The following is a 23,318-nucleotide window of genomic DNA, read 5'->3' as shown; positions in this document are numbered from 1 at the left end:
AGGCTCGGTGCTAAAAACCCCCTCCAGATAGATATAAAGGACTACAAAACAACCACACCCAGAACCAACCTCAACCCCGACATCTGTATTTAGCCGGGACCCCGACATCTGAAAATGGCTTTGACATTACTTGTAACGGCTAAGTTGTAATGTCCGCTTTTAGCCAGATTCAAATGTCCGCTTCGAGTTCATCGTAAGCTTGCCGCCCGCTGGAGATCCAGCTTTCCACCTCAAGCTGCGTTGCTATGTCGTCGTCGAACTGAAAACGACACCGTTCAAGCCGGAATATGCGGGCCAGCTGAACTTCTACCTGTCCGCAATCGATGCGCAAGTTAAGACGCCCGAGGATCAGCCGACCATCGGCCTGCTTCTGTGCAAGGAAAAGAACCGGCTCGTGGCGGAATATGCGCTGCGTGGTGTGGCCAAGCCAATGGGTGTGGCTGAGTACCAGCTGATGCGCGAGGTGCCACCCTCGCTAGAGACCGGCCTGCCGATCATCGATCAGATCGAGGCCGAACTGCGTCCCGACCTGCCGGGCGACACTGTGTAAACATCGTCGGGCAACGCCCACGCCGCTTTCACCAGCAGGTGCTAGCGCTGGCGACTGAAAAGCCGCAGCAGTTCGTCTCGCAATTCCGAGATGTCCAGGACGTGCTGTGCGCGGTTGCGGCCACGTCGGGGACATCGAGGCCAGCCGAATCTCCCCCGAGGAGGCGCGCGTGCGAATCGCGGCAATCGCCAAGGCTGCGCCGGCGCCAACCTGGCTCTTTGCGCTGGCGGCAGCCGCTGGCGCGACCGCGTTAGCGATCATCTTTGGTATTCAACACCTGCCAGCCACACTGGTGATCTTCGTGAGTGCGGGCATCGGCGCCCTGCTCCGCCGCGCTCTCGTAAGGGCTGTAGACGCCACGTTGCTGAGCATAGAGGAACGGCTTCCTCCGATCCTCAGCGTCATCGCCGGCATGGTCGACCTCACCGGATTCTTCATGCTGGGAAATATTTTTACGGCGCACGTCACCGGTAATCTTGTGATCGCAAGCGCAGTTGCAGTACGCGGCGGCCCGATACATGCAGTACAACTTCCGGCAATCCCCGTCTTTGTTGTCTCATTGGCGCTGGTCTGGCTCGTCGCAAGGCTCTCCGACCGGACCGCCCCCTCGCTCGTGCGACTGCTGCTACTCGTACAGTTTTTGCTGATTGCGAAGGTATTTGCGATCTGCGTGGCGGCGGCACCTTCGAGTCATCCCCATAGCGTCCTGGCCTATCGATCCTGGACGTGTTGTCGAGCGGGCACTCACTGATGAGCGTGGACGGTGGTCGACTGAAAAGATGGCTGCTGCTTCTCCTGGGCTTTCTGCTCGGATGCGTCGTTGCCGCGATCGTGATTCCCATGATGGGTGATTGGACGTGGTCATTACCCACGGCACTCGCTGCGGGTGTAATCGTATGGCCGGCCAGAAGTTCTTGACTTGGAAACTCGCGAGTGGGCGCTCGTCCATGGCGCAGCGGATACCGCCCTGTTCCTGACGGTTGACGTCGCCATCGACAAGGTTTGGACTGCCGCGTCATTCGACATGGCCACGCACCAATGGAATCAGTACATGGGGTGACATCAGTGTTTCTGGCAGAACATCGGTTCAAGACCACGAGGCCGCAGAGGAGGCGCTGCGTCACGCAAGGTTTAAGCAGTAAGCCTGGGCCATCGAGCGATCGTCTTGCCATCAATCGACAAACGTCCACAGAGGCGGAACTGTTGCTCGTGAGGGACCGGCCCGAGTCGCCGGATCACCCCGATAACTGCCGAAGCGCTGGCGGTTCGAACGGCGGTTGCGGGGCCGTGAAGCGCCTGTCGCCACGCTCGTGGACAGTCATCCGCCTCGAGATACATTCGGCACCTGCTGGCAAATGCAGTTGTATCGCTACCTCACATTGCCCGACTTGCAGCGTAACTGCCAAAACTCGAGCATCCGCTATGCCAACAATCCATCCCGCGCCCTAACAAAACCGGTCTCGACAGAATCATCGAGACCGGCGGCACACTCGTCCCTGATCTGCGTGGCCGTCTACATCCGGTCAACGTCGATCACGGCCTGCGCGAATGCCTGTGGCGCTTCCTGAGGAAGGTTATGGCCGATCCCGCCGTTGATGGTCCGGTGTTCGTACTTGCCGGTGAACTTGGCGGCGTAGGCGCTGGGCGGCGGATGCGGTGCGCCATTGTCGTCTCCTTCCATCGTAATGGTGGGCACGCTGATCGCCGGCGCAGAGGCAAGTCGCTGCTCGAGCACATCGTATTTCGCCTCACCTTTCGCGAGGTTTTGGCGCCACCGGTAGTTGTGCACCGTAATCGCGACATGATCGGGATTGTCCAGCGCGATTGCGCTGCGCGCAAAGGTAGCGTCGTCGAATTCCCACTTCGGCGAGGCTTGCCGCCAGATCAGCTTCGCAAAATCGTGCGTGTATTTTTCATAGCCTTCGCTCCCGCGGTCCGTGGCGAAATAGAACTGGTACCACCACTGCAGTTCGGCTGCGGGCGGCAACGGCATCTCACCCGACTTCTGGCTGCCGATCAGGTAGCCACTCACCGAGACGAGCCCCTTGCAGCGTTCCGGCCAGAGCACGGCGATGGCGTCGGCTGTGCGTGCGCCCCAGTCGAAGCCTGCGAGGATTGCTTGCTGGATATTGAGCGCGTCCATCAGCGCGACGATATCGGAGGCCACGGCTGTCGGCTGGGCGTTGCGCATGGTGTCCTGCGACAGGAAACGCGTCGAACCATAGCCGCGCAGGTACGGAACGATCACGCGATACCCGCGGGCAGCGAGCAGCGGCGCGACATCCACAAAACTGTGAATATCGTAGGGCCACCCGTGTAGCAGGATGACCGCTGGTCCGTCGGCTGGACCCGCCTCGGCGTAGCCAACGTTCAGCAACCCGGCGTCGATCTGCTTGATGGACGTGAAAGACGTATGTGCACCAGGCTTCACCGGGGCCAGTTTCAGCGGCTTCAACGAGCCGCTTTCCGCCCTCGCAGAGCCCAACATCCCGAACTGGGCGACAGCAAGCGCGAGCGCCGTCTTGCCGATAAAGCTGCGGCGCAGTGTATCGATTCCCTCAGACATTTTCTCTCCCCCCATCAAGCGCGGTCGGAACCGCTAGTGACTTCGACGATCAATTCAATTTCGAGGCACGCACCCAGCGGAATCTGCACCACGCCGAACGCTGAGCGCGCGTGCTTGCCGCTCTCGCCGAACACAGTGGCGAGGAGGTCAGATGCACCATTCGTCACGAGGTGCTGCTCGGTGAATTCAGGAGTCGAATTGACGAGGCTCGTCAACTTGACGATTCGTTCGACGCGATTCAGGTCACCGAGATATTGATGAAGTGTCGCGAGCAGATCGATCGCAAGCGAACGCGCAGCCGCGTGGCCTTCTTCCGTCGTCAATGTCGCGCCGAGTTTGCCTGCCAGCACCTTGCCGTCCTTCTTCGCGAGATGGCCGGACAGGTAGGCGAGATTGCCGCTTCGCGCGCACAGCACATAAGAGGCGGCGGGTACCCCTACGTTCGGCAATGCGATGCCGAATTCCTTAAGCTTTACGTAAATATCGTGTCGTTTCATGTTGAATTCGTTGATGATGAAATTGAGTCGGGTGCAGCGCTGAATTAACGTGCCTGATCCACACCGCGCACGGCTTCCTTCGTGCTCTCGATCACTTCCTTCAACTCGTTATCGAGTACTGAATCGTGAAGCGATTCCCCGCTCTTCACGCCTTCCTTGAAGCCTTTAATGGCAACGCCGAGGTCACTGCCGATGTTGCGCAGCTTGCCCGTGCCGAACACGAGCGAAACGATGACCAGCACGACGAGCCAATGCCAGATGCTGAATGAACCCATGACAATCTCTCCTTGAATATGCGCCGCAATCATTGCGGTCAAGATACGGGGCACGTCCGCGCCTGGCGGCGTCACCCCGTGTGAACGAACTGAAATTCCTGCTGATTACTGATGCGCCACGTAGGGCTTGACCATCTTCTTCGGGTCGACGATCTTGTCGAACTCGGCCTCGCCAACGTAGCCGAGTTTCAGCGCCGCCTGTTTCAACGTGAGATCGTTGTCGTACGCGTAGTGCGCGATCTTCGACGACTTGTCGTAACCGATCACCGGTGAAAGCGCGGTAACGAGCATCAGCGAGTTGTCGACGTCTTCCTTGAGCTTCTTCAGATTCGGCTTCGTTCCCTCAACAAGGAAGGTACGGAAATTCGTGCACGAGTCGCTCATGATCGAAATCGAGTGCGTGATGTCGAAAATGATCAGGGGCTTGTAGACGTTCATTTCCAGATAGCCGCTCGCGCCGCCGATGCCCGTTGCAACGTCGTCGCCGATCACCTGTGCCGCGACCATCGCCAGTGCTTCTGCCTGCGTGGGATTGACCTTGCCCGGCATGATCGACGAGCCGGGTTCATTTGCGGGGATGATCAACTCCGCGAATCCAGCACGTGGTCCGCACGACATCAGGCGAATATCGTTTGCGATCTTGAACAGTGAAACGGCCAGCGTACGCATCGTGCCCGACAGGTGGACGAGCGCATCATGCGCACCCTGCACCGTGAACTTGTTCGGCGCCGTCACGAAAGGAAGCTTCGTCAAGCGTGCAATCTCGGCCGCCGAAGCGCGCCCGAAATCCGGCGTCGTATTGAGGCCGGTGCCGACGGCCGTACCGCCGAGCGCAAGGCGATAGACGCCGTTTAGAGCATAGTCGAGCCGGTCCAGATTGTCGGTAAGCATGCCCTCGTAGCCGGACCACTCCTGACCCAGCGTGATCGGCGTCGCGTCCTGCATGTGCGTGCGGCCGATTTTCACAATGTCCATCCATTCCTTGGACTTCGCTCCGATCGAATCGCGCAAGGCTGCGACTGCAGGCATGAGACGCTGCTTGACGTTGATCGCCGCCGCCATATACATCGCGCTGGGGAACGAATCGTTCGACGATTGCGACATGTTCACGTGATCGTTCGGATGCACCGGCGCCTTGCTGCCAAGCGGCGTGCCCGCGAGCTGACAACAGCGGTTGGAAATCACCTCGTTGACGTTCATGTTGAACTGCGTACCGCTACCCGTCATCCAGACGTGCAGCGGGAACATGTCATGATGCTGGCCCGCGAGAATCTCGTCGCAAACCTGAACGATCAGCCGGTGCTGCTGTTCCCCAAGACGCTTCTCGGCAAAATTGACGTTGGCCGCGGCCTTCTTCAGGATCGCGTAGGTCGTAATCATCTCGCGCGGCATCAGGTCGCCGCCAATGCTGAAGTGCTCCAGCGAGCGCTGCGTCTGCGCGCCCCACAGCTTGTCGGCCTGTACGTTGACGGCGCCAAGGCTGTCCGTTTCCTGACGGAAGCCCACCGGCGCCGACGACTCGGCGCTGGAGTCTGCGGTAGCTGCGAATGCCGTACTGCCGGCCATGGCGAGCGATGCAAGAAGGGTCGACTGCATCATTTGTCTGCGGTTCATATACTTTCCTTTACCAATTGAACAAAAGCGGAAACTCTCGTTGGCATCGGGCATCAGGCCACCGCCAACTCAAAGACGCTCAGTAGCCACAGGCTTCACACGACGACGTGATTTTTTGTCGGATCTGTTCACCTGCAGGCGATGACTGAATTTCACCAATGCGCGGTTACTGGACCGTTGCAGGCCAGCCAGGTGGGATTACGATTGAAATGTTCGACGAAGGGAGTCCACAGGGCGCCCATCTGCACCTCGCGACGGTTGCCCGCATATTTAAAAAATAGCTTTCCAGACAACCCCCTTAATCCCGCGTTTTCCCGTGACTACACTGCAGTCACTGATTTACGAACAGGGCTGTTCGTAGCAGGACCAAAGCAAAGTCTGGAGGTAGTTGTCATGAAGTCCCTGATTCAAGCCGTTGTTGTTGCCGCTGCCCTTGCGGCGCCCGTGGCTGTGTTCGCCCAGGCGAGCCAGCCCCTCACCCGTGCGCAGGTGCGTGCAGAACTCGTTCAACTCGAGAACGCTGGCTACAATCCCGCCACGGGAGAAGATCCCACTTACCCAGCCGACATTCAGGCTGCTGAAGCAAGGGTGGCTCAGCGCAATGCTGCGACAGGCGTCGGCGGCGGCGTGAGCGGTTCGTCGGACGCGGGGCGACCGGCGGTCTCGAAAGCGGAATGAGAGGCGGTGCACAACCATTCCTCGTACGCTCGCACCCGATCGCCGGGCCGCATGTTCGTGTAACAGCCCGGCGATCCAATTTATTTTTTCGTTTAAATAACTGGCTCACTATCGCAGGCGAATGCGATAGTGAGCCAGTTTTGCTTATACCTCTGCCACCAACAGTCTGACGGCTTCGAACGGGCCCTGATAGCCTTTACGCTCTTTCTTGTTGGTAGATTGCGGACTCGCAGGCTCAGCGTTCAATCTGACAATCGCGAAGGGACCTACCGCACGGAGCGACCCTTCGCACCGGCGCGCAGCCTAGCGCGCGAAGCCCGATCTCGGCATCGGCAGCACCGTCAAAGACCGGATACCTTGCGCACCGCGAATCAGCACGCCTTCGATATCCGCCGTTGCCGACGGCCCGCTCATCAGAACTGCGTAGCGAGCGTCGAAGAACTCCCTTCGATGATAGGCATGGTGAAGGTTGCCGACGATATCCTGCGGGTCGAGCAACACGACGAGATGTTGTGACAGGTAACCAAGTGCGTTGACCTGATATTCCACCTCGCTCAACCAGATAGAGCCTGTTTCGGCCACTGCAAAAGCAGGTCGCACTACACCTACATCGACGTCTTGCAGATCGTGCGGTCTCGCGACTTCCTCGATGCGGCGAGTCCCTTTCACTTCTGGAACGGCCGAGCACACCACCAGTGCATCGGGAAAGCGCCCGCGAATGAAGTTGTCGACATCGCCGTCATGCGGTGGCTCGCACCAGGTGCCGCCCAAACGTGCAAGCGAGTTCTTGAACGCTTCAATGGCAGGTGGAAGATTTTGATCGAACAACGGCACCTCTGGTAGCGCGCGGGACGCGGGCTGGACCTCACGCAGGTGCGACAGAATCAAGTCTCGACTGCTCATTTCTTGCTCCTTTTCAGATACCAGTCACGGAACGTTTCTTTCGGTGCGGCCGGAACTTCACGCTGCTTCCCCCACACGTTCAACGGGTTGTAAAGCACAGCGCGCGGCAGCGTCGCAACAGCCTTGTCAGCCGACTGGATCGCTATGCGAAATACCTTCGGACGAGAAAGCACCTCGCCTGCAACCTTCATCGCTTCCCTTTTCACGAACGGCAACTCATGCTTTTCAGCAATGATCTGCCGCCACTTGTAGATTTGCTCGTGAATGTTGATCTTGACCGGACATACGTTGGTACAACTGCCGTTCATGGTCGATGCGAAGGGAAGCGAACTGTACTTGTGCAGGTCGAAAGTTGGATTAATGATCGCGCCGATCGGGCCCGAATACACGCCACCGTAGCTCAGACCGCTGCTGCGTCGGTAAACGGGACATGTATTCATGCACGCCCCGCAGCGGATGCACTTGAGCGAATACCAGAAGTCATCCATTGCCAGGCGCTCGGAACGGCCGTTGTCCACGAGGACGAAGTGCATTTCGCCACCTTTGCGTGGAGCGCGAAAATGCGACGTGTATTGCGTAATCGGTGAGCCCAACGCGTTGCGCGACAGCATCCGAATGAAGACACCCAGGTGCTCGAGTTTCGGAATCAGCTTTTCGATGCCGATGGAGGCAATATGAAGCGGCGGCACGTTCGAACTCAGGTCCGCGTTGCCTTCGTTCGTACATACGGTAATGCCGCCTGTCTCGGCCACGGCGAAGTTACAACCCGTCATGCCCGCGTCGGCGTTCAGGATCAGCGGACGGGTCGCCTGACGCTGCGCCTCGGCTAGCGCCGGGATGTCGTTTTCGTCTGGATCGGTCCCGAGCTTTTCGGAGAATATCTTCGCCACGTCTGTAGCGAGCTTGTGAACCGCTGGCACGACGACATGCGAGGGCATCTGGTCATCGAGTTGCTGGATCTGTTCGCCGAGATCGGTCTCCACGACGGTAATGCCGCGGTCCTCGAGATACGGACGCATCTCGCACTCCTCGGTGAGCATCGACTTGCTCTTCACCAGCAGCTTCGCGTTTTTCTTGCTGAGAATATCGAACACGATCCGATTGTGTTCCTCCGCGTCTTTCGCCCAGTGAACGATCACACCGTTGGCCGTCGCATTACGCTCGAACTCTTCCAGATATCCGGCCAGATTCGTGAGCGTATGTTCCTTGATTGCGGATGCCAGTTCCCGAAGCTCCTCCCATTCTGCTATGCCATGCACCTCGCGATCGCGTGAGGTCCTGAGTTCCCAAAGGCGCTTGTCGTGGAATTCGATGTGCTTTTCATCAGCTATGAACTGCTTCGAATAACCGACATGGTCTACTCGCTTCATGCCCGTGCTCCATTCAGAATTTGTGCGATGTGGATAAACTTCATGCCCAGCTCAAGCCGGTCGGAACACCCTTTCTGATGCATGAGACAGGAAGAGTCCGCCGAAACGATATATTCCGCGCCGTTGCGTTTGTGGTCCCGTACCTTGTCGATGCCCATCCTTGCAGAGACCGGCTCCTCCGATACGCAGAACGTCCCCCCAAAGCCACAACATTCGTCAGGACGGTCTGGCGTGATGAACTCAATGCCTTTTACCTTCTTCAACAGCGCAAGCGGCTTGGAGAAAAACGGTTCTTCGATTTCGGACATCTTCGCGGTGCGCAATGAACGCAGCGTCCCGCAGCTGTTGTGCAGACCGACCTTGTGCGGGAACTCGGCCCACGGCAGTTCTTCGACCTTGAGCACGTCGTGCAGAAACTCCACGAGTTCATAGCAGTTTTTCCTCACCGCCTGAGCGTCAGGCGTTTGAGCCGAAGCGCTCATGTGATCGCGAACATGGTGTACGCAGCTTCCGCTGGGAGCCACGATGTAGTCGTAGCCTGCAAAGTTCCGGATGAAAAGTTCCTCTGTCGCGCCAGCCTCCCTCTCGCATCCGCTATTGCCCAGCGGTTGCCCGCAACACGTCTGATCGAGCGGGTAATCGACAGTGCAGCCGAGCCGTTCAAGCAACTCAAGCGTAGCAACCCCAACCTCGGGAAAGAACGCATCGATGAAACATGGGACAAACAACGCTACTTTCATACTCGGATCCTCGGTAATGGATTGTGTGAATCAGTGGTAACCGTGCTCGCGGCTCACCTTCCCCCGGAATACCGAGTAGGCGATGTACGTGTAGGCAACGATGAGCGGCAGGACGAATAACCCTGCCCCCCAGAACATGAACTTCTGTGTAGCGGCCGGCGCCGCGGCTTCGAATATCGTGAGATCGAACGGCACGACATACGGCAACAGCGAAACCGCGAGCGTCAGCAACAGCAGCACGCAGGCCGCGGCGGCGAGCGCGTAGGGATGGCGCGCCGATCCGGCTCGTGCCACGCGGGAACTGCCGGCAAACGCCAGCAAGCTGAGCAGAGGAAGCAGGAAAAGCACAGGATGGGCAAGCCAACGCGCTTCGATCTCACGGTGCGTGACGAGCGTCGTCACGAATATCGATGCGACGAAGAGCATGGCGAAAGGCACGAGTCGGCTGACGGCAGTTCTGCCGAACTGTTGCAAACGGCCCTCGCCCTTCAGGACGAGCCAGCCAGCGCCCAGCACGGCGTAGCCTAGTACGACGGCCATGCCGCACCACAACGGGAAAGCGCCGCACCACTCGAAGCCGTTGCCCACGTAGCGAAGTGCCGAGACGGGCAAGCCCTGCGCGTACGTCCCTACCGCCACGCCCTGCATGAACGCGGCGACAAACGAGCCGACAAACAGGAGTCCATCCCAGACCCAGCGCGAGCGCTTTGCCTTGTGACTGAATTCGATTGACACACCGCGCATGATCAAACCGAACAGCATTGCCGCAAGCGGAATATAGAGCGCCGGCAACACGATCGAATAGACAGGGGGAAATGCGCCCCAAAGGATCGTCCCCGCGATGACGAGCCACGTACCATTGCCGTCCCAAACGGGCGAAATGGAAGCCAACATCTCCTCTCGCGCCGGCGCACTGCCGGCAATTCCGCTCAGGATGCCGACACCGAGGTCAAACCCGTCGAGCACCACATAGACTGCGAGCGTAAAAGCGAATTCCGCGAGCCAAAACCAGTCAAGCATCTCTTTCTCCCCGTGATCAACGTGACGTTGCCTTGCGCCCAGCAATCGTGGCCTCGGCGGCCCGTCGCTGTGCTTCGAAACGCGCATTCGGCTCGAATGTCTGGGCGATCGCGTTGCCATTCCAGAACGCGACGACTTTGCCGGTCATCACTCCGCGATTTACGATCTTCACGATGTAGTAGACGCCGAAGCAGAAGATGAATCCGTAGACAGCGACATAGAGCGCCAGTGTCGAGGCGGCAAAGTGCGCCGACAGTCCTGGCGTCAGCGCATCTGCCGTACGCATCACGCCCCAAACAGTCCACGGCTGTCGCCCGACTTCGGCGGTAAACCAACCCGTCAGGACCGCGACGAAACCGAGCGGGAAACTCCACGCCACCGGCCAAAGCAGCCAACGCCGCTCACTTAGCTTTCGTCGGTATGCGCAATACGTGCCGATCCAGGCCAGCAGAAGCATGACCACGCCACAGCCGACCATCACGCGGAACGCGAAGAAGGGAATCAGCACGGGCGGGCGGTCAGCGCGCGCGAAATCCTTGAGGCCGACTTCTTTGGAATCGAGCGTGGCGGAAGCGACGAGACTACCGAGCACCGGCACCTTCAATTCATAGCGGTTGCGTTCGGCATGCGCGTCAGGAACCGCAAGGATCACTTCGGCGGCAGGTTGCTCGTCAGCCCAGCGACCTTCGATGGCAGCAAACTTCACGGGCTGATAGTCGTGCACGTAGTCGCCAGTCAAGTGCCCGAAAAAGATTTGAAGAGGCACCAGCACGGCGGCGAGACCGAGTGCCATGCGAAACATCACGGTTGCCTCGGCCCGGTCACGCCCCTTCAGCAAAAGCCGCGCACCGACAGCGGCGACGCAAAATGCAGTGGTCAGGTAGGCTGCGAGAAGCATGTGCGGGAACCGGACCCAGACGACGCTATTAAAAATGATCGCCGGCCAGTCCGTTGGCACGAAAGCACCGTTCTGGATCGTGTATCCAACGGGATGCTGCATCCACGAGTTGTTGACGAGAATCCAGAACGCAGAGAGCGTCGTGCCGACGGCGACGAGAATGCACGAGACTAGATAGAACCACTCGCGCACCCGGCTGCGGCCAAACAACACGACGCCGAAGAACGCAGCCTCGAGGGCGAAAGCGGTAAATGCCTCGTAACTGAGAAGAGGCCCCTGGATAGGACCGCTCGCGCGCGACAGTTCGCTCCAGTTGGTGCCCAACTGGAAAGCCATCACCATACCCGAGACCACGCCCATGCCGAACGCAACGGCAAAGATCTTCAGCCAGAAGTCGAACACGCGCCTGTACACAGGATTGCGCGTAGCCAGCGACATGGCCTCCAGTACGGCAAGCCACGCAGCAAGGCCGATGGTGAAGGCCGGAAAGATGATGTGAAAAGAGATGGTCGCTGCGAACTGTAGGCGGGATAGAAACAGTGCGGACATGCCCATCGGAAGCTCCTTCGTCTTTAAGTGTTGCGACAGTATTCGTCGCCGGAGCTTCCATCCGATTTCAGGCAGTGCTGCATTCCATTTCATCCGTAATGCTTCGCACGTGGCGAGGGAAGTCGCGCTCTTCGCCACTCCCCGGAATTTCTGCTCTTGATGCGCGAGCGCGTGCCAGACGCCATCGCCTGTAGTAGGTCGATACAGAATTCACCAATGCGAGGTGTCACCCCATTATGTGCATACAAAAGAAAAGCGTGAATGCTCCGCATCTTTCGGAGCATTCACGCTTTGATATGCCACCAGCCTGGCGTCAGCTTGCCGGAGGTCCGTCGTCGCTTGCGCTAGCGTCGTTGCGCACGAAGAGCCACGCAGCGAGGATGCCGGCCTCGTAAAGCACGATCAGCGGCAACGCGAGCATCAGTTGAGAAAAGACGTCGGGTGGCGTGACGACCGCAGCAACGACGAACGCACACACCGCAATATATGGGCGGATCTTCCGGAGTTTTTCGACAGTCAGCGCACCCATCCGTACAAGCAACACGACAATGATCGGCACTTCAAACGTTACGCCGAACGCGATGAACATCGTCAGCACGAAGCCAAGGTAATTTTCGATGTCGGTTGTCATTTCCGCGCCGAGAGGCGCGTTGTAGTGCGCCATCACACGGAAGATGGCGGGGAAGACAACGAAGTAGGCAAACGCCATACCGCAGAGGAACAGCAGATAGCTGCTCCCGACGAGGGGCACAACGAGCCGCTTCTCGTTCCGATAGAGTCCGGGCGCTACAAAAGCCCAGACCTGATAGAGCACGACGGGCAATGCAACGGCGAATGCGACAGCCATCGTCACCTTCATCGGTACGAAGAACGAGCCCGTCACATCGGTCACGATCATTTTGCCGCCGCTCGGCAGATTCTCCATCAGGGGTCGGGCAAGGAGCCGGAAGATGTCGGGCGACCAGTAGACCAGTGCGATGAAAGCGACGATCACCGAGGCTCCCGCGCGGATGATCCTGTCACGCAGTTCCGCCAGGTGCGAGACGAATGTCTGGTCGCCTTCGCTTGCCTCACCACTATCGCGATCCGTACGCGTATCAAATGTGCTCATGCTGCCCTCGTTTGCGTAGCGTAAGACTCGCGTCGGGAATTTGAAGTACCCGGCAATACCGGTACATGCGGATTGAATGCGGAATAGTGTCTTGGCTCGCGCACGGCTGTAAGCGCGGGCCGCATGACTCGCCGTGCGCCCGGCAAGCGGCTTCCCGCGCCTCGTGCCGCCTTCATTTGCATTGCGGTGCGCTTCGAGCGCCAGTTTCGTTTGCCGTCCGACACTGGTGCGGTGGCTGCCACGACAGGCGAAAGAGGCACAGCACGCTCCTTCGCCACTTCCGGCTCGGTTTGATCGCCAAGCACAGCCGCGTGGAGCGAATCTTCGATCTCGAGTGCCGCCGATGCAAAGCCAGTTTTCATGCGGCGCAATTCCTCGAGTTCGAGCTCGCGCGTCACTTCCGTCCTGACTTCATTGACATAGCGATGCGCGCGGCTCCAAAGCGCGCCCGCTGTGCGCGCGACGCGCGGCAGCCGTTCCGGGCCCAGCACAACCAGCGCGACCACGCCGATCAGGGCCATCTTGGTAATTCCCAGGTCCAGCATAGAGTTGATCCTCACGTCATCTGCACACCGTATCCACTCGCACACATCGTCGCCAATCGGAATAGCGGCGAGTCACCTTTTTTCGTCCCGCTCGAGAATGCATCGATTACATCGCCGGCATCAGTGCGAATGCCGTGTGAAATCCGAGGACGATCAGCCAGCACAACGCCACACGGTGTCTCATGGCGCGGATGCGGGCCACTGCGTCCTTCGAATTTGACCAACGTGCCGTTACCCGAGGCTTTCAGGGTTGGCAGGCGTTCATTGCAGATGTAACGAACCTGTGCTGGACGAAGCGATCGCACGCACTCGAACGTCAGTTGCGTTGGACCCTGCGGCTCGATTGCTTACTTCGCCGGCCTTGTACCTTCTCGCCTCAAGCTGCGCGGTGTGGACGAAATCACGCACCACTTTGGAGGATTCGCCAGATCGGTACGCCACAACAATCTGAGCGGTCGGCTGTGTCCCCTCAATCTCGTGGTATGTCACACCGGAGTGGTGTAGCTGTTGAATCGAATGCGGCACGACAGTCACGCCGAAGCCCGCTGCGACCATGCTGACAGCGGACGCCACCTGCGTCGACTCCTGTCCGAGTTGCGGGCTGAAGCCCGCACACTGGCACGCCGAGATCACGTCGTCGTAGAGGACAGGGGCAATCGAACGAGGAAAGAGAATCAGACGCTCTTGCGCCACGTCCGCGAGGCCGATGCGCGCCGAGTCAGCGAGCCTGTGCGTGGGTGGCAGGACGAGCAGCATTCTTTCATCGAGCAGCGGCGCGATCTTGACTCGCTCCGAGACCGGTGATGTCTGACGAATGATCGCGACATCGATTCGCTCCTGGATCAGATCGTCGACCAGGGCCGAGATGTTGCTTTCCGAAGGCGAAATCGTCACCTGCGGGTGCGATTCCCGATATGCCCGTACGACCTCTGGAATGACGGGATGAAACGTAACCGAACTTGCGAGGCCGACTCGAATGCTTCCCGTCAGTCCGCGCGCGGCGCTTTTCACACGGCATCGAGCCTGCTCGACCAGATCGAGAATCTTCCGCGCATCCTCATAAAGCACGCGGCCCGCATCCGTCAACTCGACGCCGCGCGTCAAGCGCCTGAAAAGCGGCGTACCGACTTCGTGCTCCAGTTTTTGAACCTGCTGGCTGATGGGCGGCTGCGCCATGCCGAGCCGCTCTGCCGCTCGTGTGAAGTGCCGCTCTTCGGCGACAGTGACAAAGTACTTAAGGTGGCGAAACTCCATATCGAACTCATATCAAAGTGGATTGCTTTCAATATTAGACGCCAGCGCACCCGGGAAACATACTGCTTTCATCGCAACACATTTTCAGGAAACCGGGTTATGAAAGACGCTGCCACATGTTCGTGCGTACGCGACATAGCGAAATCCTTCTCGCGCCTTGCAAGCAACCGTCACGATGAAAGCGAGATCTATCAGACATCTCTAATGAGCGCGCTGATTGACGGTGTGTACGACGGCGACAAGACCATCGGGCAGTTACTGCAACATGGCGATTTCGGCCTCGGGACATTCGACGAACTCGACGGAGAATTGGTGGCGTTCGACAAGGAAGTGCATCAGCTTCGCGAGGACGGCAGTGCGCGGCTCGCGCGCATGGACCAGAAGACACCTTTTGCCGTCGTCACGAATTTTCGCCCTACGATGTTCGGTGAATTCGGTAGTGCCCACGATAAATTCGAAGTTCAGGAAATCCTCGATGAATTGATCGGTTCACCGAATCTATTTTGTGCCTTTCGCATCGACGGGAAATTCGAGCGCGTCGAAACGCGCACCGTGCCGCGGCAGACGATGCCTTACCGGCCGATGCTGGAGGCAATCGAGCGTCAACCCGTCTTCACCTTCAAGGAGACCTCGGGCACGCTCATCGGGTTCCGGTGCCCCGACTACGTACAGGGAATCAATGTCGCTGGCTTCCATGTGCACTTCATCACCGGCGATCGCACGGGCGGCGGCCACGTACTCGACTATCGCCTGACTCGCGGAACCATAGAAGTCGCAAAGATCTCACGGCTTCGGATCGACCTTCCTTGCACCGACCACTTCCAAAGGGCGACATTGCACTCGGAAGAACTAGGGCGAGCAATTGAAGCAGCGGAAGGTTGAACCCGATTCGATTAGCAGTACCACTTTTATGAATATGGATTTGTTGGAGCGGAGAATGTTGAAGAATGCATACGACGTCGAAACGACGTGGACGAGCGGTGCGGACCTGGTTGTCCGAAACCTGGAAGCTCAGGGCGTCAAACACGTGTTTGGCATTCCGGGAGCCAAGATCGATCGCGTCTTCGACTCGCTCGAGGACTCGCCGATCGAAACGGTAGTCGTCAGACACGAAGCCAACGCGGCGTTCATGGCGGCTGCAGTCGGCCGTCTAACCGGAAAGGCTGGGGTTGCTATCGCCACTTCCGGTCCGGGATGCTCGAATCTGACCACAGGCCTCGCAACGGCAAACTCGGAGGGCGATGCGATGGTCGCTATAGGGGGGGCTGTCAAGCTCGACGACCAGCATAAGCAGGTTCACCAGGGGATGGATACCGTCTCACTCTTCAGGCCGATCACGAAATACTCCGCTGAAGTCGTGACCTCGTCATCGATTTCCGAAGTGATGAGCAACGCCTTTCGTGCGGCAGAACATACGCGGCCAGGCGCAGCATTCGTCAGTCTGCCCGCCGATATCGCGAGTCTTCCTGCAACGGGCGAACCGCTCGTTGATCTCACGTCCGTTTTATCGGGCGCCGCGGCAACAGAGGCGATCGCGGCCGCAGCGAAGCTGCTTGTCAAGGCACGCAATCCGGTCCTGCTGGTCGGCCTGCTCGCAAGCCGCCCCGAGAATGCCGAGGCCGTACGGCGTTTCGTCGAAAAGACGGGCATCCCGGTGGTTGGCACCTACCAGGCGGCCGGAACGGTCGATGCAGCAAACCTCGGACGCTTCGCGGGGCGCGTCGGCCTTTGGAACAACCAGCCCGGCGATGTGCTGCTGGATCAGGCCGATGTCATCATCACCGCGGGTTACAGCCCCGTTGAATATGACTCCGCCCTGTGGAACAAGGACGTGCGTCGTCCTCTGATCCATGTGGACGCGGTGCCATCCGACGCCGATCGTCACTATCGTCCTGCCGTCGAACTCGTCGGCGACATCGCGAAGACCATGGACCTGCTCAGTGCCGACGTTCCGACACGGCAACCCTCGCGCGAACTCAGCGCGATCCTGTCGACGCTCACGACCGCACGCCTCGAACTGGCGAACAAGGCAGCTTCGCTCGGCGGCTCGCCGGTTCATCCGCTGCGCATCGTGAAGGAATTGCAGGACGTCGTCGACTCCAAAACCACGATGTGTGTCGATATGGGGAGCTTCCATATCTGGATCGCGCGTTATCTGTACAGCTTCCGTGCGCGCCAGTTGCTCATTTCCAATGGCCAGCAGACTATGGGTGTAGCGCTGCCGTGGGCAATCGCTGCATCGCTTGTGCGGCCAGGCGAAAAGGTGATTTCGGTCTCGGGGGACGGCAGCTTCATGCAATCGAGCATGGAACTCGAAACGGCCGTTCGCCTCAAGAGCAATATCGTTCATGTCATCTGGGTCGACAATATGTACAACATGGTCGCAATCCAGGAGGTGCAAAAGTTCAAGCGCCGCTCGGGGGTTGAATTCGGCCCTATCGACTTCAAGGCCTATGCTGAGTCGTTCGGCGCAGCCGGCTTCGCAGTCAAATCAGCGGATACATTGCGCGACACGCTGCGCGCGGCGTTGGCCGTGGAAGGTCCGGCGGTGGTCGCCATCCCCGTGGATTACTCGGACAACCCCAAGCTCATGGCGCCGCTGAGAAGCGATTTCCTCATCTGATGCACCCACAAGCAAGCCACGGCCGTCGCTGCATCCCGCGACGGCCACTCTTTACCCGCGCTCGTCGACTCGATGAGCAATAAAAAACGCAGGCTCGCGCCTGCGCTCATCGAATATGCAACCGGCCTCGCATTTGAGCCTGGTTTCGAAACAGATTGTTCAACCAGAGTGGTTCTTCTTAATGTGCTTCATCCACATTGCGCACCATATCTTTCGCGCTGACGACCATATCATGCAGATCGTTGTTCAGCATGGAATCGTGAAGTGATCCCGCCTCCTTCACGCCATCCTTTAAGCCTTTGACGACAAAACCAAGGTCACTACCGAGATTACGCAGCTTGCCTGTGCCGAAAACAAGTGAAACGATGGCCAGCACGATAAGCCAATGCCAGATGCTGAGTGAACCCATGACAAACTCTCCTTGAGACATACCGAAATTGCAGTGGTCACGCCTCGGAACGTTGCGTCGCTTCGCGACCATTCAGGCGATGGCAGGATTTCATCAACGGGCCGTTACTCGGCTGTTGCAGGGCGACAGCGTCGTGACTACGATTGAAACATTCGACAGCGCGGATTCCCGACTCATCACACGAATTGCGGGAAATTCGCCGGCCAGCCGTGAAAACTACCGCGACTGACGACCTGTTTTCAGCTTCATCATTCGGGGACTGTCATCCGGGTCTTCATGACAAGAAGAACGAGGAGTTCGTCGAATGAAAACGAGGAATCTGGCTGCTCTCACAACCGCGCTCGTCGCGAGTGCCGCACACGCGCAAAGCAGCGTCACGCTATACGGGCTGATCGATACGGGTATTGGCTATATCAGCAATGCGCGCACCAAGCCCGCAGTGCCCTCGATAGGCGGTTCCAGCTGGTCGCAAATCACGGGCATCATCAATACTTCGCGCTGGGGCGTGCATGGCAATGAGCCGCTTGGCAATGGTCTGAGTGCCGTCTTCCGGCTGGAGAGCGGCTTCGACTCGACCAATGGAGCATTCAAGAATGGCGGCGATCTGTTTGGGCGCCAGGCGTGGGTTGGCCTGACCTCCGAGACATACGGGGGTGTAACCTTCGGCCGCCAATACGACTTCATGGTCGACTTCGTCGCGCCTCTCAGCGCTACAGGTTCAGGTTTTGCCGCTAACCTCGCGCAACATCCCTATGACAACGATAACCTCAACAACAACATGCGCCTGAACAATGCGGCGAAGTTCAGCAGCGTGGCATTTAATGGCTTGCAGGCTGGCGGAATGTACGCTTTTTCAAATGAAGCCGGCGGGTTCGGCAACAACAGGGCATACAGTTTCGGGCTGCGTTATGCGGGTGGCCCGGTCACCGTCTCCGGAGCGTTTCTTCAGGTGAATCGCAGTGCCACGCCCTCAGAGGCGAATGCCACCGGGGCAGTCAGTACCAACGACGGCGACGCATTGACGACGGGCGGGCGCCTGCAAATCTACGGCGCGGGCGTGCAGTATGCGATTGGCAAATCGACCGCCGGGTTTGTCTGGTCACACTCATCGACCGAAGATGTCACGGGGATCCTGCAGGGTGGCAGCACGACCACCGGAGCGCTGCACGGTCATGGGATCAAGTTCGATAACTTCGAAGTCAACGGGCGGTACTTCGTACTGCCCATGTTCAGCCTTGGCGCATCATACGTCTATACCATGGCTTCGTTCGAACCGTTGACGGGCGCCACTTCGAGGCCCCATTGGAATCAGGTCATGGCGCAGGCCGACTATCGGCTGAGTCCGCGCACTGAGGTCTTTCTCGAAGGCACCTATCAACGGGTGAGCGGCGGCAACGGGAATCCCGTATTCGATGCGGGCATCTTCAATCTGTCTCCGTCTACCGGTAATAATCAGGCCGTCGTCTCCGTTGGCATTCAGCATCGATTCTAACTGCGCGCCGAGGAACGCACCGCGACGGCCATCATCAATGCGCAGACGTGGGATGAAAGGCGCGCTCGAGCGCCGCGGCCAATTCCGCCTGGGAAAGCGGCTTATGCAGCACGCCGGGCACGCCTGCCTTCCGGGCCGCTTCCTCCAATGCCACTGTGCTGAAACCGCTGCACAGTATGACGGGCAGATCGGGGCGAAGCGTGCGGATCCGTTGGACCAGTTCGACACCCGTCATATCCGGCATGGTCTGGTCAGACACGACGACGTCAAAACGTTCGGGATCCTGCTGGAATGCTTGCCATGCCTCAGCGGCCGATTGAAACCCGACGGGCTCGTAGCCCAGCTCGGCCAGCACCTCTTCGCCCAGCGTGACCAGCGTCTCCTCATCGTCGACCAACATCACGACCTGCCCAGAACCCCGGGGGAGCGCCCCGCCGGCCGGCGACGCGACAGGCGGGGTCGCGTCGGTCAACGGCAAATAGACGAGGAAGTGCGTACCGCTGCCGACCGCGCTCTCGACGTCTATTGCGCCGCCATATTCGCGAACGATGCCGTCCACCAGAGACAGCCCCAGACCCGTACCCTCGCCCGCCTTGCGCGTCGTGAAAAATGGATTGAACATCCGCTCGAGCACGTCCGCGGGGATGCCCACCCCGCTGTCGACAACCGCGAGTTGTACGTAATCTCCGTCGCTCGCGGTGCCGTGCGAGAGCGTATGCGGGCTGTCCAGATGCAAACGCTTCAGGCTGACACCGAGTCCCCCACCCTCTGGCATGGCGTGCACCGCATTGCTGCAAAGATTCATGACGACCTGATGCAGGTGCGTTGGATCTCCGAGCACGAACAGATTCTTGTCCTCGAGTTGCACCTCGAGCGTGATGCATTCCGGCAACGTCACCTTCAAAAGCCCGATCACCTCGCCCACCACCGATCGCACGTCGACAGGCACACGTGCGGTCGATCCGCTGCGGCTGAAGGTGAGGATGCGCTCAACGAGCAGTCGCGCCCTTTCCCCCGCCTTCAGCACCTGCTCGACACTGCGACGCTCGGATGTACCCTCGCCAAGCTGGGACAATGCCCGTTCACCAAACCCGAGAATAGCCCCGAGAATATTGTTGAAGTCATGGGCGACCCCGCCGGCAAACGTACCGAGTGCCTCCAGCTTCTGCGACTGCCTCAACTGCTTCTCGAGCCGCTGACGCTGTTGCTCGTCGTCGAGCCGCTGCGTGATGTCTTCGACGGTCGCCATCATGTAATCTTCGTCACCGGCGCTCTCGCGCTCGGCGCGCCGCCACGGAAAGATGCGCGCAGAACGTATGTCGGTCCAGACGATGTGTCCGTCGCGGTGGACATAGCGCTTCTGGAACCGCACGCTCCTGACGCCTTCAAAGACGAGCTTGTTCGTGTGAAGTTCCGTCAGATACTCGTCGTCGGGATACGTGATGTCGGCGACCCGCTTTTTCATCAGTTCCGCTTCCGAGTATCCGACCATTTGCTGGAACGCGGGATTGGCAGCTACGTAGCGCTGCCCTCGCAATACGATGACCCCAATGGGTGCGTGCTCGAAAACGGTGCGCAAGCGATGTTCGCTCGAGCGCAACTGTTCATTCATCTGTCGAACCCGACGCAACTGCTTGATAAGAAACCTTGCGAGCAGCCCAATGAACAGGGAGATGAGTACCGACCGCGTCAGCACATTAAACATCGTTGCGTGCCAGGCGGCGAGGATCATATTGTTCGACCTCGATACCTCGATTGACAACGGATAGCCCTCGACGGCATGAACAACCGAGCGCAAGTCGCTTCCGACAATGCCAGGCGCCCGCTCATAGCTGGTTATCGCCTCGCCGTCGTTACCTAGAAGGCGGATGCGCGTGCCAGGTGTCAAGTCGATCCGCTCGTAGAAATTCCGGAAGTAGCCCGGTTCGACTGAAGCGACGACGACCCCGGTGAAACGGTCGTTTGCGTCATGCAGGCGCAAGGCCATCGGCAGGGCCAGTCTATGGTCCAGCAGGCTGATTATCGGCTCACCAATCGCTATCGCGTCCCCGCTTGCATGCAATAGGCGCTGGAAGTAGGACCGTGCCGCGACACTCACATGGGAATAGTTGCTTCGCTCGGAGGTCGCTACAAGTTGCCCGTCTGCATCAGCAATGCTGAGTTCGCGTAACTGCGGCGCGCCATTGATCTGTATGCGCAGAAAGTCCGCGGCCTGTTGAGGCGCGGCGCGCGCACGCGTCACATCCTGGTCGATTGCCGTGCGACGCAGTATGAGTTGAGCCGCCTGCATCGACCTGGCGGTATGTTCGGCAATCGCGCTCGCGAGGCTTGCAAGTTCGCGATTATTGTCGGCCAGCGTGAGATGCCGCGCTCTCCACTGGTCCCATCCCGACGTCAGGCAAAGCAACAACACGACCAGGCTGGCGCCTATCGCAACGGCGCGTTCCGAATGGGGCCAGGCTATCGTTCGCCAGCTCCGGAGGATCACAAGAAAACCGGCTCGCATGGGAAAGACCGGGTGTCGATTGAACACTTAAAGTGCACCCTCTTTAACACAGAACGCACCCCTTCGCAAGAAAGGCGCATCGTCCTCGAACAGGCCTTCGGCCGATAGGCGCATGAACCCAGATTGCAATTGAAATAAAGGCAGATGTCGAACGAAACGCGCCGGTAATTGGCCGCCATGAGACTTTCAATTGTGCAATCGGGGCGTTGCGAGACGCAGCCACCGATCTGGAGGCACGCAATCCAACCGGCAATGAGGCTGATCATGAACACCCTGCAGAACATGAACGTTTTTGTCCGCGTTGTCGAGGCTGGAAGCTTCACCGCGGCGGCCGAGTCGCTCGACATCAGTGCTGGATCGGCTTCACGCGCCATCAATGAACTCGAGACACACCTTCGCACCCGCTTGCTGAACCGGACAACGCGTCGCATCGCGCTGACGAGCGCCGGCGTCGAATATCTCGACCGGTGCAGGCGGATCCTGGCGGACGTCGCCAAGGCAGAAGAAGACATGACGCACTCACGCGTCTCGCCATCAGGGATCCTGCGCATCCACAGCTTCGCCAGCTTTGGCCAGCATTACATCATTCCCGTCATCTCGGAGTATCGACGGCGCTATCCAGACGTCAAGATCGAGGTCCGACTCTCGCAAGACATCCCGGATCTGCTGGATGGCTCCTGTGATTCGTCAATCCTCGCGGTCTCGTCGATGCCGGATTCCGACGCCGTTCTGATTCGGCTCGGCTCGACGTTCGACGTCCTGTGTGCTTCACCCGCTTACCTATCGACTCACGGCGCGCCAACAGAACCTGCCGACCTGTCGTCCCATGAATGTCTGGCACTGAGTACGCCCACGGTACGGCGTCGAGAATGGCAATTTGACGGGCCGCGAGGGAAGGAACAACGGGTCTTTGAGAGCGCCCTTCAACTGGACAATGCAGAAGCCCTTGCGGCGACGATCCGCCAAGGCATGGGTATTGGGGCACTACCCGTTCATGCTGCGTTGGCCGGGCTGAGCGATGGTTCGTTGGTACGTGTTTTGCCCGACTATACCGTCGGATCGAGGGAAATCTGTGCGGTCCATCCTTCACGCCATTTCGTCGATGCAAGAACGCGAACGTGGCACGATTTGTTGCGTACCTGCGTACCACAAGCACTCGAGCGCAATCATGCGCAGGTAAATGCCCTGCGAACTGCTGTGTCCGGGCAAACCATTGTCAAGCCGCCTTTCCTCGACAAGGGTGGTAATCATCTGACGTTAGGTGCAGTGCTCACTCACTGAGCACCGCGCAGGCGCAGCAGCCTGAAGTCCGCAAGTTTTGTCGGGGAGCTTAAACAATGACGCACCAACGGGACATTTTGATCGTCGAGGACGATCCGTCGATGTGCGAACTCATTTCGATGTCACTCAGGGATGGGGGCTACCGGGTGAGAGCCTGCACCATACAAACCGCTCGCTCTCTCGAGGGAGTAAAAGTCGACGCCGTTGTCGTAGCAATCAACTCTCCGAAGGCGACGCGAGGGAACACTATTAAAAAGCTGCGCGAACTGTTCCCTTCGTCGGCATTTGTCGCGACTTCGGGGTACTTCCCCGCGAGTATCCAGGCGTCCGGTGGCCTGGCGGCCGAACTCGGTGTCGAACGAACGTTGCCAAAGCCGTTCCGCGTGGATCAGTTGCTTGAAATCGTTCGCGATCTGACTAAAGGCATGTGAAAAGCC

General features: G+C 58.9%; 22 protein-coding genes and 1 pseudogene. 9 read left to right on the top strand and 14 right to left on the bottom strand.

Annotated elements, in window-relative coordinates; genetic code table 11:
• Positions 1 to 226 precede the first annotated feature (226 nt).
• The 3 genes and pseudogenes from AB4Y44_RS31515 to AB4Y44_RS31505 form a co-directional block, all read left to right on the top strand.
• Positions 227 to 550: pseudogene (locus AB4Y44_RS31515) on the top strand (PDDEXK nuclease domain-containing protein); the annotation flags it as partial.
• Between the two features lie 106 nt (positions 551 to 656).
• Positions 657 to 1,301, top strand: coding sequence for a DUF1275 family protein (locus AB4Y44_RS31510; protein ID WP_342920194.1), 645 nt, complete (start codon positions 657 to 659; stop codon positions 1,299 to 1,301).
• A 168-nt stretch (positions 1,302 to 1,469) separates the two neighbouring features.
• Positions 1,470 to 1,610: a hypothetical protein gene (locus tag AB4Y44_RS31505; protein ID WP_342920193.1), complete on the top strand. Its 141-nt coding sequence runs from the start codon at positions 1,470 to 1,472 to the stop codon at positions 1,608 to 1,610.
• 453 nt (positions 1,611 to 2,063) lie between these two features.
• Here AB4Y44_RS31505 and AB4Y44_RS31500 read toward each other — a convergent pair whose 3' ends face one another.
• The 4 genes from AB4Y44_RS31500 to fumC all read right to left on the bottom strand — a co-directional run bounded on the left by AB4Y44_RS31500 (position 2,064) and on the right by fumC (position 5,394).
• Complete coding sequence (locus AB4Y44_RS31500; RefSeq protein ID WP_342920192.1) at positions 2,064 to 3,116, bottom strand: alpha/beta hydrolase; 1,053 nt, start codon at positions 3,114 to 3,116, stop codon at positions 2,064 to 2,066.
• A 14-nt stretch (positions 3,117 to 3,130) separates the two neighbouring features.
• Positions 3,131 to 3,613: a RidA family protein gene (locus AB4Y44_RS31495; protein WP_342920191.1), complete on the bottom strand. Its 483-nt coding sequence runs from the start codon at positions 3,611 to 3,613 to the stop codon at positions 3,131 to 3,133.
• Positions 3,614 to 3,657: 44 nt separating this feature from the next.
• On the bottom strand, positions 3,658 to 3,888 hold the full coding sequence (gene tatA / locus AB4Y44_RS31490; protein WP_342920190.1) for a Sec-independent protein translocase subunit TatA: 231 nt from the start codon (positions 3,886 to 3,888) through the stop codon (positions 3,658 to 3,660).
• Between the two features lie 105 nt (positions 3,889 to 3,993).
• On the bottom strand, positions 3,994 to 5,394 hold the full coding sequence (gene fumC / locus AB4Y44_RS31485; protein ID WP_342920212.1) for a class II fumarate hydratase: 1,401 nt from the start codon (positions 5,392 to 5,394) through the stop codon (positions 3,994 to 3,996).
• Positions 5,395 to 5,895: 501 nt separating this feature from the next.
• Between fumC and AB4Y44_RS31480 the strand changes: the two genes are divergently transcribed.
• The gene (locus AB4Y44_RS31480; protein ID WP_342920189.1) at positions 5,896 to 6,180 is read left to right on the top strand and encodes a DUF4148 domain-containing protein; all 285 of its coding nucleotides are present in this window, start codon (positions 5,896 to 5,898) and stop codon (positions 6,178 to 6,180) included.
• A 303-nt stretch (positions 6,181 to 6,483) separates the two neighbouring features.
• Here AB4Y44_RS31480 and AB4Y44_RS31475 read toward each other — a convergent pair whose 3' ends face one another.
• The 8 genes from AB4Y44_RS31475 to AB4Y44_RS31440 form a co-directional block, all read right to left on the bottom strand.
• Positions 6,484 to 7,083, bottom strand: coding sequence for an LUD domain-containing protein (locus AB4Y44_RS31475; RefSeq protein ID WP_342920188.1), 600 nt, complete (start codon positions 7,081 to 7,083; stop codon positions 6,484 to 6,486).
• Positions 7,080 to 8,453, bottom strand: a complete 1,374-nt coding sequence (locus AB4Y44_RS31470) for a lactate utilization protein B (protein WP_342920187.1) — start codon at positions 8,451 to 8,453, stop codon at positions 7,080 to 7,082. The genes AB4Y44_RS31475 and AB4Y44_RS31470 overlap by 4 nt, the downstream gene beginning before the upstream one ends.
• Positions 8,450 to 9,193 carry a (Fe-S)-binding protein gene (locus AB4Y44_RS31465; protein ID WP_342920186.1) on the bottom strand — a complete coding sequence of 248 codons (744 nt, stop codon included), beginning with the start codon at positions 9,191 to 9,193 and terminating at the stop codon, positions 8,450 to 8,452. Before AB4Y44_RS31465 ends, AB4Y44_RS31470 begins: the two co-directional genes overlap by 4 nt.
• A gap of 30 nt (positions 9,194 to 9,223) precedes the next feature.
• Entirely contained in the window at positions 9,224 to 10,213 is a 990-nt protein-coding gene (gene cydB, locus AB4Y44_RS31460; RefSeq protein ID WP_342920185.1) for a cytochrome d ubiquinol oxidase subunit II, read from the bottom strand.
• Between the two features lie 16 nt (positions 10,214 to 10,229).
• Positions 10,230 to 11,666 carry a cytochrome ubiquinol oxidase subunit I gene (locus tag AB4Y44_RS31455; protein WP_368701748.1) on the bottom strand — a complete coding sequence of 479 codons (1,437 nt, stop codon included), beginning with the start codon at positions 11,664 to 11,666 and terminating at the stop codon, positions 10,230 to 10,232.
• A 307-nt stretch (positions 11,667 to 11,973) separates the two neighbouring features.
• Positions 11,974 to 12,771 carry a twin-arginine translocase subunit TatC gene (gene tatC, locus AB4Y44_RS31450; RefSeq protein WP_368701747.1) on the bottom strand — a complete coding sequence of 266 codons (798 nt, stop codon included), beginning with the start codon at positions 12,769 to 12,771 and terminating at the stop codon, positions 11,974 to 11,976.
• Positions 12,768 to 13,316 (bottom strand): Sec-independent protein translocase protein TatB, encoded by a 549-nt coding sequence (tatB, locus tag AB4Y44_RS31445; protein ID WP_342920182.1) that lies wholly within the window; start codon positions 13,314 to 13,316, stop codon positions 12,768 to 12,770. Before tatB ends, tatC begins: the two co-directional genes overlap by 4 nt.
• Before the next feature lie 261 nt (positions 13,317 to 13,577).
• Positions 13,578 to 14,570, bottom strand: a complete 993-nt coding sequence (locus AB4Y44_RS31440) for a LysR family transcriptional regulator (RefSeq protein ID WP_342920181.1) — start codon at positions 14,568 to 14,570, stop codon at positions 13,578 to 13,580.
• A gap of 99 nt (positions 14,571 to 14,669) precedes the next feature.
• On the opposite strand from AB4Y44_RS31440, the gene budA reads away from it, so the two are divergent.
• Both budA and alsS read left to right on the top strand, forming a co-directional pair.
• Positions 14,670 to 15,452: an acetolactate decarboxylase gene (budA, locus tag AB4Y44_RS31435; protein ID WP_342920180.1), complete on the top strand. Its 783-nt coding sequence runs from the start codon at positions 14,670 to 14,672 to the stop codon at positions 15,450 to 15,452.
• Between the two features lie 55 nt (positions 15,453 to 15,507).
• A complete protein-coding gene (gene alsS, locus AB4Y44_RS31430) occupies positions 15,508 to 17,193 on the top strand; it encodes an acetolactate synthase AlsS (RefSeq protein ID WP_368701746.1) in 1,686 nt (561 codons plus the stop codon).
• Between the two features lie 178 nt (positions 17,194 to 17,371).
• Here the strand turns inward: alsS and tatA (AB4Y44_RS31425) are convergent, their stop codons facing one another.
• Positions 17,372 to 17,602 carry a Sec-independent protein translocase subunit TatA gene (tatA, locus tag AB4Y44_RS31425; RefSeq protein WP_342920178.1) on the bottom strand — a complete coding sequence of 77 codons (231 nt, stop codon included), beginning with the start codon at positions 17,600 to 17,602 and terminating at the stop codon, positions 17,372 to 17,374.
• Positions 17,603 to 17,906: 304 nt separating this feature from the next.
• Here tatA (AB4Y44_RS31425) and AB4Y44_RS31420 point away from each other — a divergent pair, with 304 nt between their 5' ends.
• On the top strand, positions 17,907 to 19,094 hold the full coding sequence (locus AB4Y44_RS31420; protein WP_342920177.1) for a porin: 1,188 nt from the start codon (positions 17,907 to 17,909) through the stop codon (positions 19,092 to 19,094).
• A 34-nt stretch (positions 19,095 to 19,128) separates the two neighbouring features.
• Here AB4Y44_RS31420 and AB4Y44_RS31415 read toward each other — a convergent pair whose 3' ends face one another.
• A complete protein-coding gene (locus AB4Y44_RS31415) occupies positions 19,129 to 21,627 on the bottom strand; it encodes an ATP-binding protein (protein WP_368701745.1) in 2,499 nt (832 codons plus the stop codon).
• A 237-nt stretch (positions 21,628 to 21,864) separates the two neighbouring features.
• Between AB4Y44_RS31415 and AB4Y44_RS31410 the strand changes: the two genes are divergently transcribed.
• Positions 21,865 to 22,881 (top strand): LysR family transcriptional regulator, encoded by a 1,017-nt coding sequence (locus tag AB4Y44_RS31410; protein ID WP_342920175.1) that lies wholly within the window; start codon positions 21,865 to 21,867, stop codon positions 22,879 to 22,881.
• A gap of 56 nt (positions 22,882 to 22,937) precedes the next feature.
• Positions 22,938 to 23,312 (top strand): response regulator, encoded by a 375-nt coding sequence (locus AB4Y44_RS31405; protein WP_342920174.1) that lies wholly within the window; start codon positions 22,938 to 22,940, stop codon positions 23,310 to 23,312.
• The last annotated feature ends 6 nt before the right edge of the window (positions 23,313 to 23,318 follow it).

The organism is Paraburkholderia sp. BR10937, assembly GCF_040965695.1.
Classification (GTDB): domain Bacteria; phylum Pseudomonadota; class Gammaproteobacteria; order Burkholderiales; family Burkholderiaceae; genus Paraburkholderia.
This window is presented reverse-complemented; position numbering and strand designations above follow the sequence as displayed.

Coding starts and splice junctions, on each gene's coding strand:
- tatA (WP_342920190.1), bottom strand. CDS start 3,888: ATGGGTTCATTCAGCATCTGGCATTGGCTCGTCGTGCTGGTCATCGTT.
- AB4Y44_RS31440 (WP_342920181.1), bottom strand. CDS start 14,570: ATGGAGTTTCGCCACCTTAAGTACTTTGTCACTGTCGCCGAAGAGCGG.
- AB4Y44_RS31480 (WP_342920189.1), top strand. CDS start 5,896: ATGAAGTCCCTGATTCAAGCCGTTGTTGTTGCCGCTGCCCTTGCGGCG.
- AB4Y44_RS31500 (WP_342920192.1), bottom strand. CDS start 3,116: ATGTCTGAGGGAATCGATACACTGCGCCGCAGCTTTATCGGCAAGACG.
- cydB (WP_342920185.1), bottom strand. CDS start 10,213: ATGCTTGACTGGTTTTGGCTCGCGGAATTCGCTTTTACGCTCGCAGTC.
- alsS (WP_368701746.1), top strand. CDS start 15,508: ATGTTGAAGAATGCATACGACGTCGAAACGACGTGGACGAGCGGTGCG.
- tatC (WP_368701747.1), bottom strand. CDS start 12,771: ATGAGCACATTTGATACGCGTACGGATCGCGATAGTGGTGAGGCAAGC.
- budA (WP_342920180.1), top strand. CDS start 14,670: ATGAAAGACGCTGCCACATGTTCGTGCGTACGCGACATAGCGAAATCC.
- AB4Y44_RS31470 (WP_342920187.1), bottom strand. CDS start 8,453: ATGAAGCGAGTAGACCATGTCGGTTATTCGAAGCAGTTCATAGCTGAT.
- AB4Y44_RS31475 (WP_342920188.1), bottom strand. CDS start 7,083: ATGAGCAGTCGAGACTTGATTCTGTCGCACCTGCGTGAGGTCCAGCCC.
- AB4Y44_RS31405 (WP_342920174.1), top strand. CDS start 22,938: ATGACGCACCAACGGGACATTTTGATCGTCGAGGACGATCCGTCGATG.
- tatA (WP_342920178.1), bottom strand. CDS start 17,602: ATGGGTTCACTCAGCATCTGGCATTGGCTTATCGTGCTGGCCATCGTT.
- AB4Y44_RS31410 (WP_342920175.1), top strand. CDS start 21,865: ATGAACACCCTGCAGAACATGAACGTTTTTGTCCGCGTTGTCGAGGCT.
- AB4Y44_RS31465 (WP_342920186.1), bottom strand. CDS start 9,193: ATGAAAGTAGCGTTGTTTGTCCCATGTTTCATCGATGCGTTCTTTCCC.
- AB4Y44_RS31455 (WP_368701748.1), bottom strand. CDS start 11,666: ATGGGCATGTCCGCACTGTTTCTATCCCGCCTACAGTTCGCAGCGACC.
- AB4Y44_RS31495 (WP_342920191.1), bottom strand. CDS start 3,613: ATGAAACGACACGATATTTACGTAAAGCTTAAGGAATTCGGCATCGCA.
- AB4Y44_RS31420 (WP_342920177.1), top strand. CDS start 17,907: ATGAAAACGAGGAATCTGGCTGCTCTCACAACCGCGCTCGTCGCGAGT.
- tatB (WP_342920182.1), bottom strand. CDS start 13,316: ATGCTGGACCTGGGAATTACCAAGATGGCCCTGATCGGCGTGGTCGCG.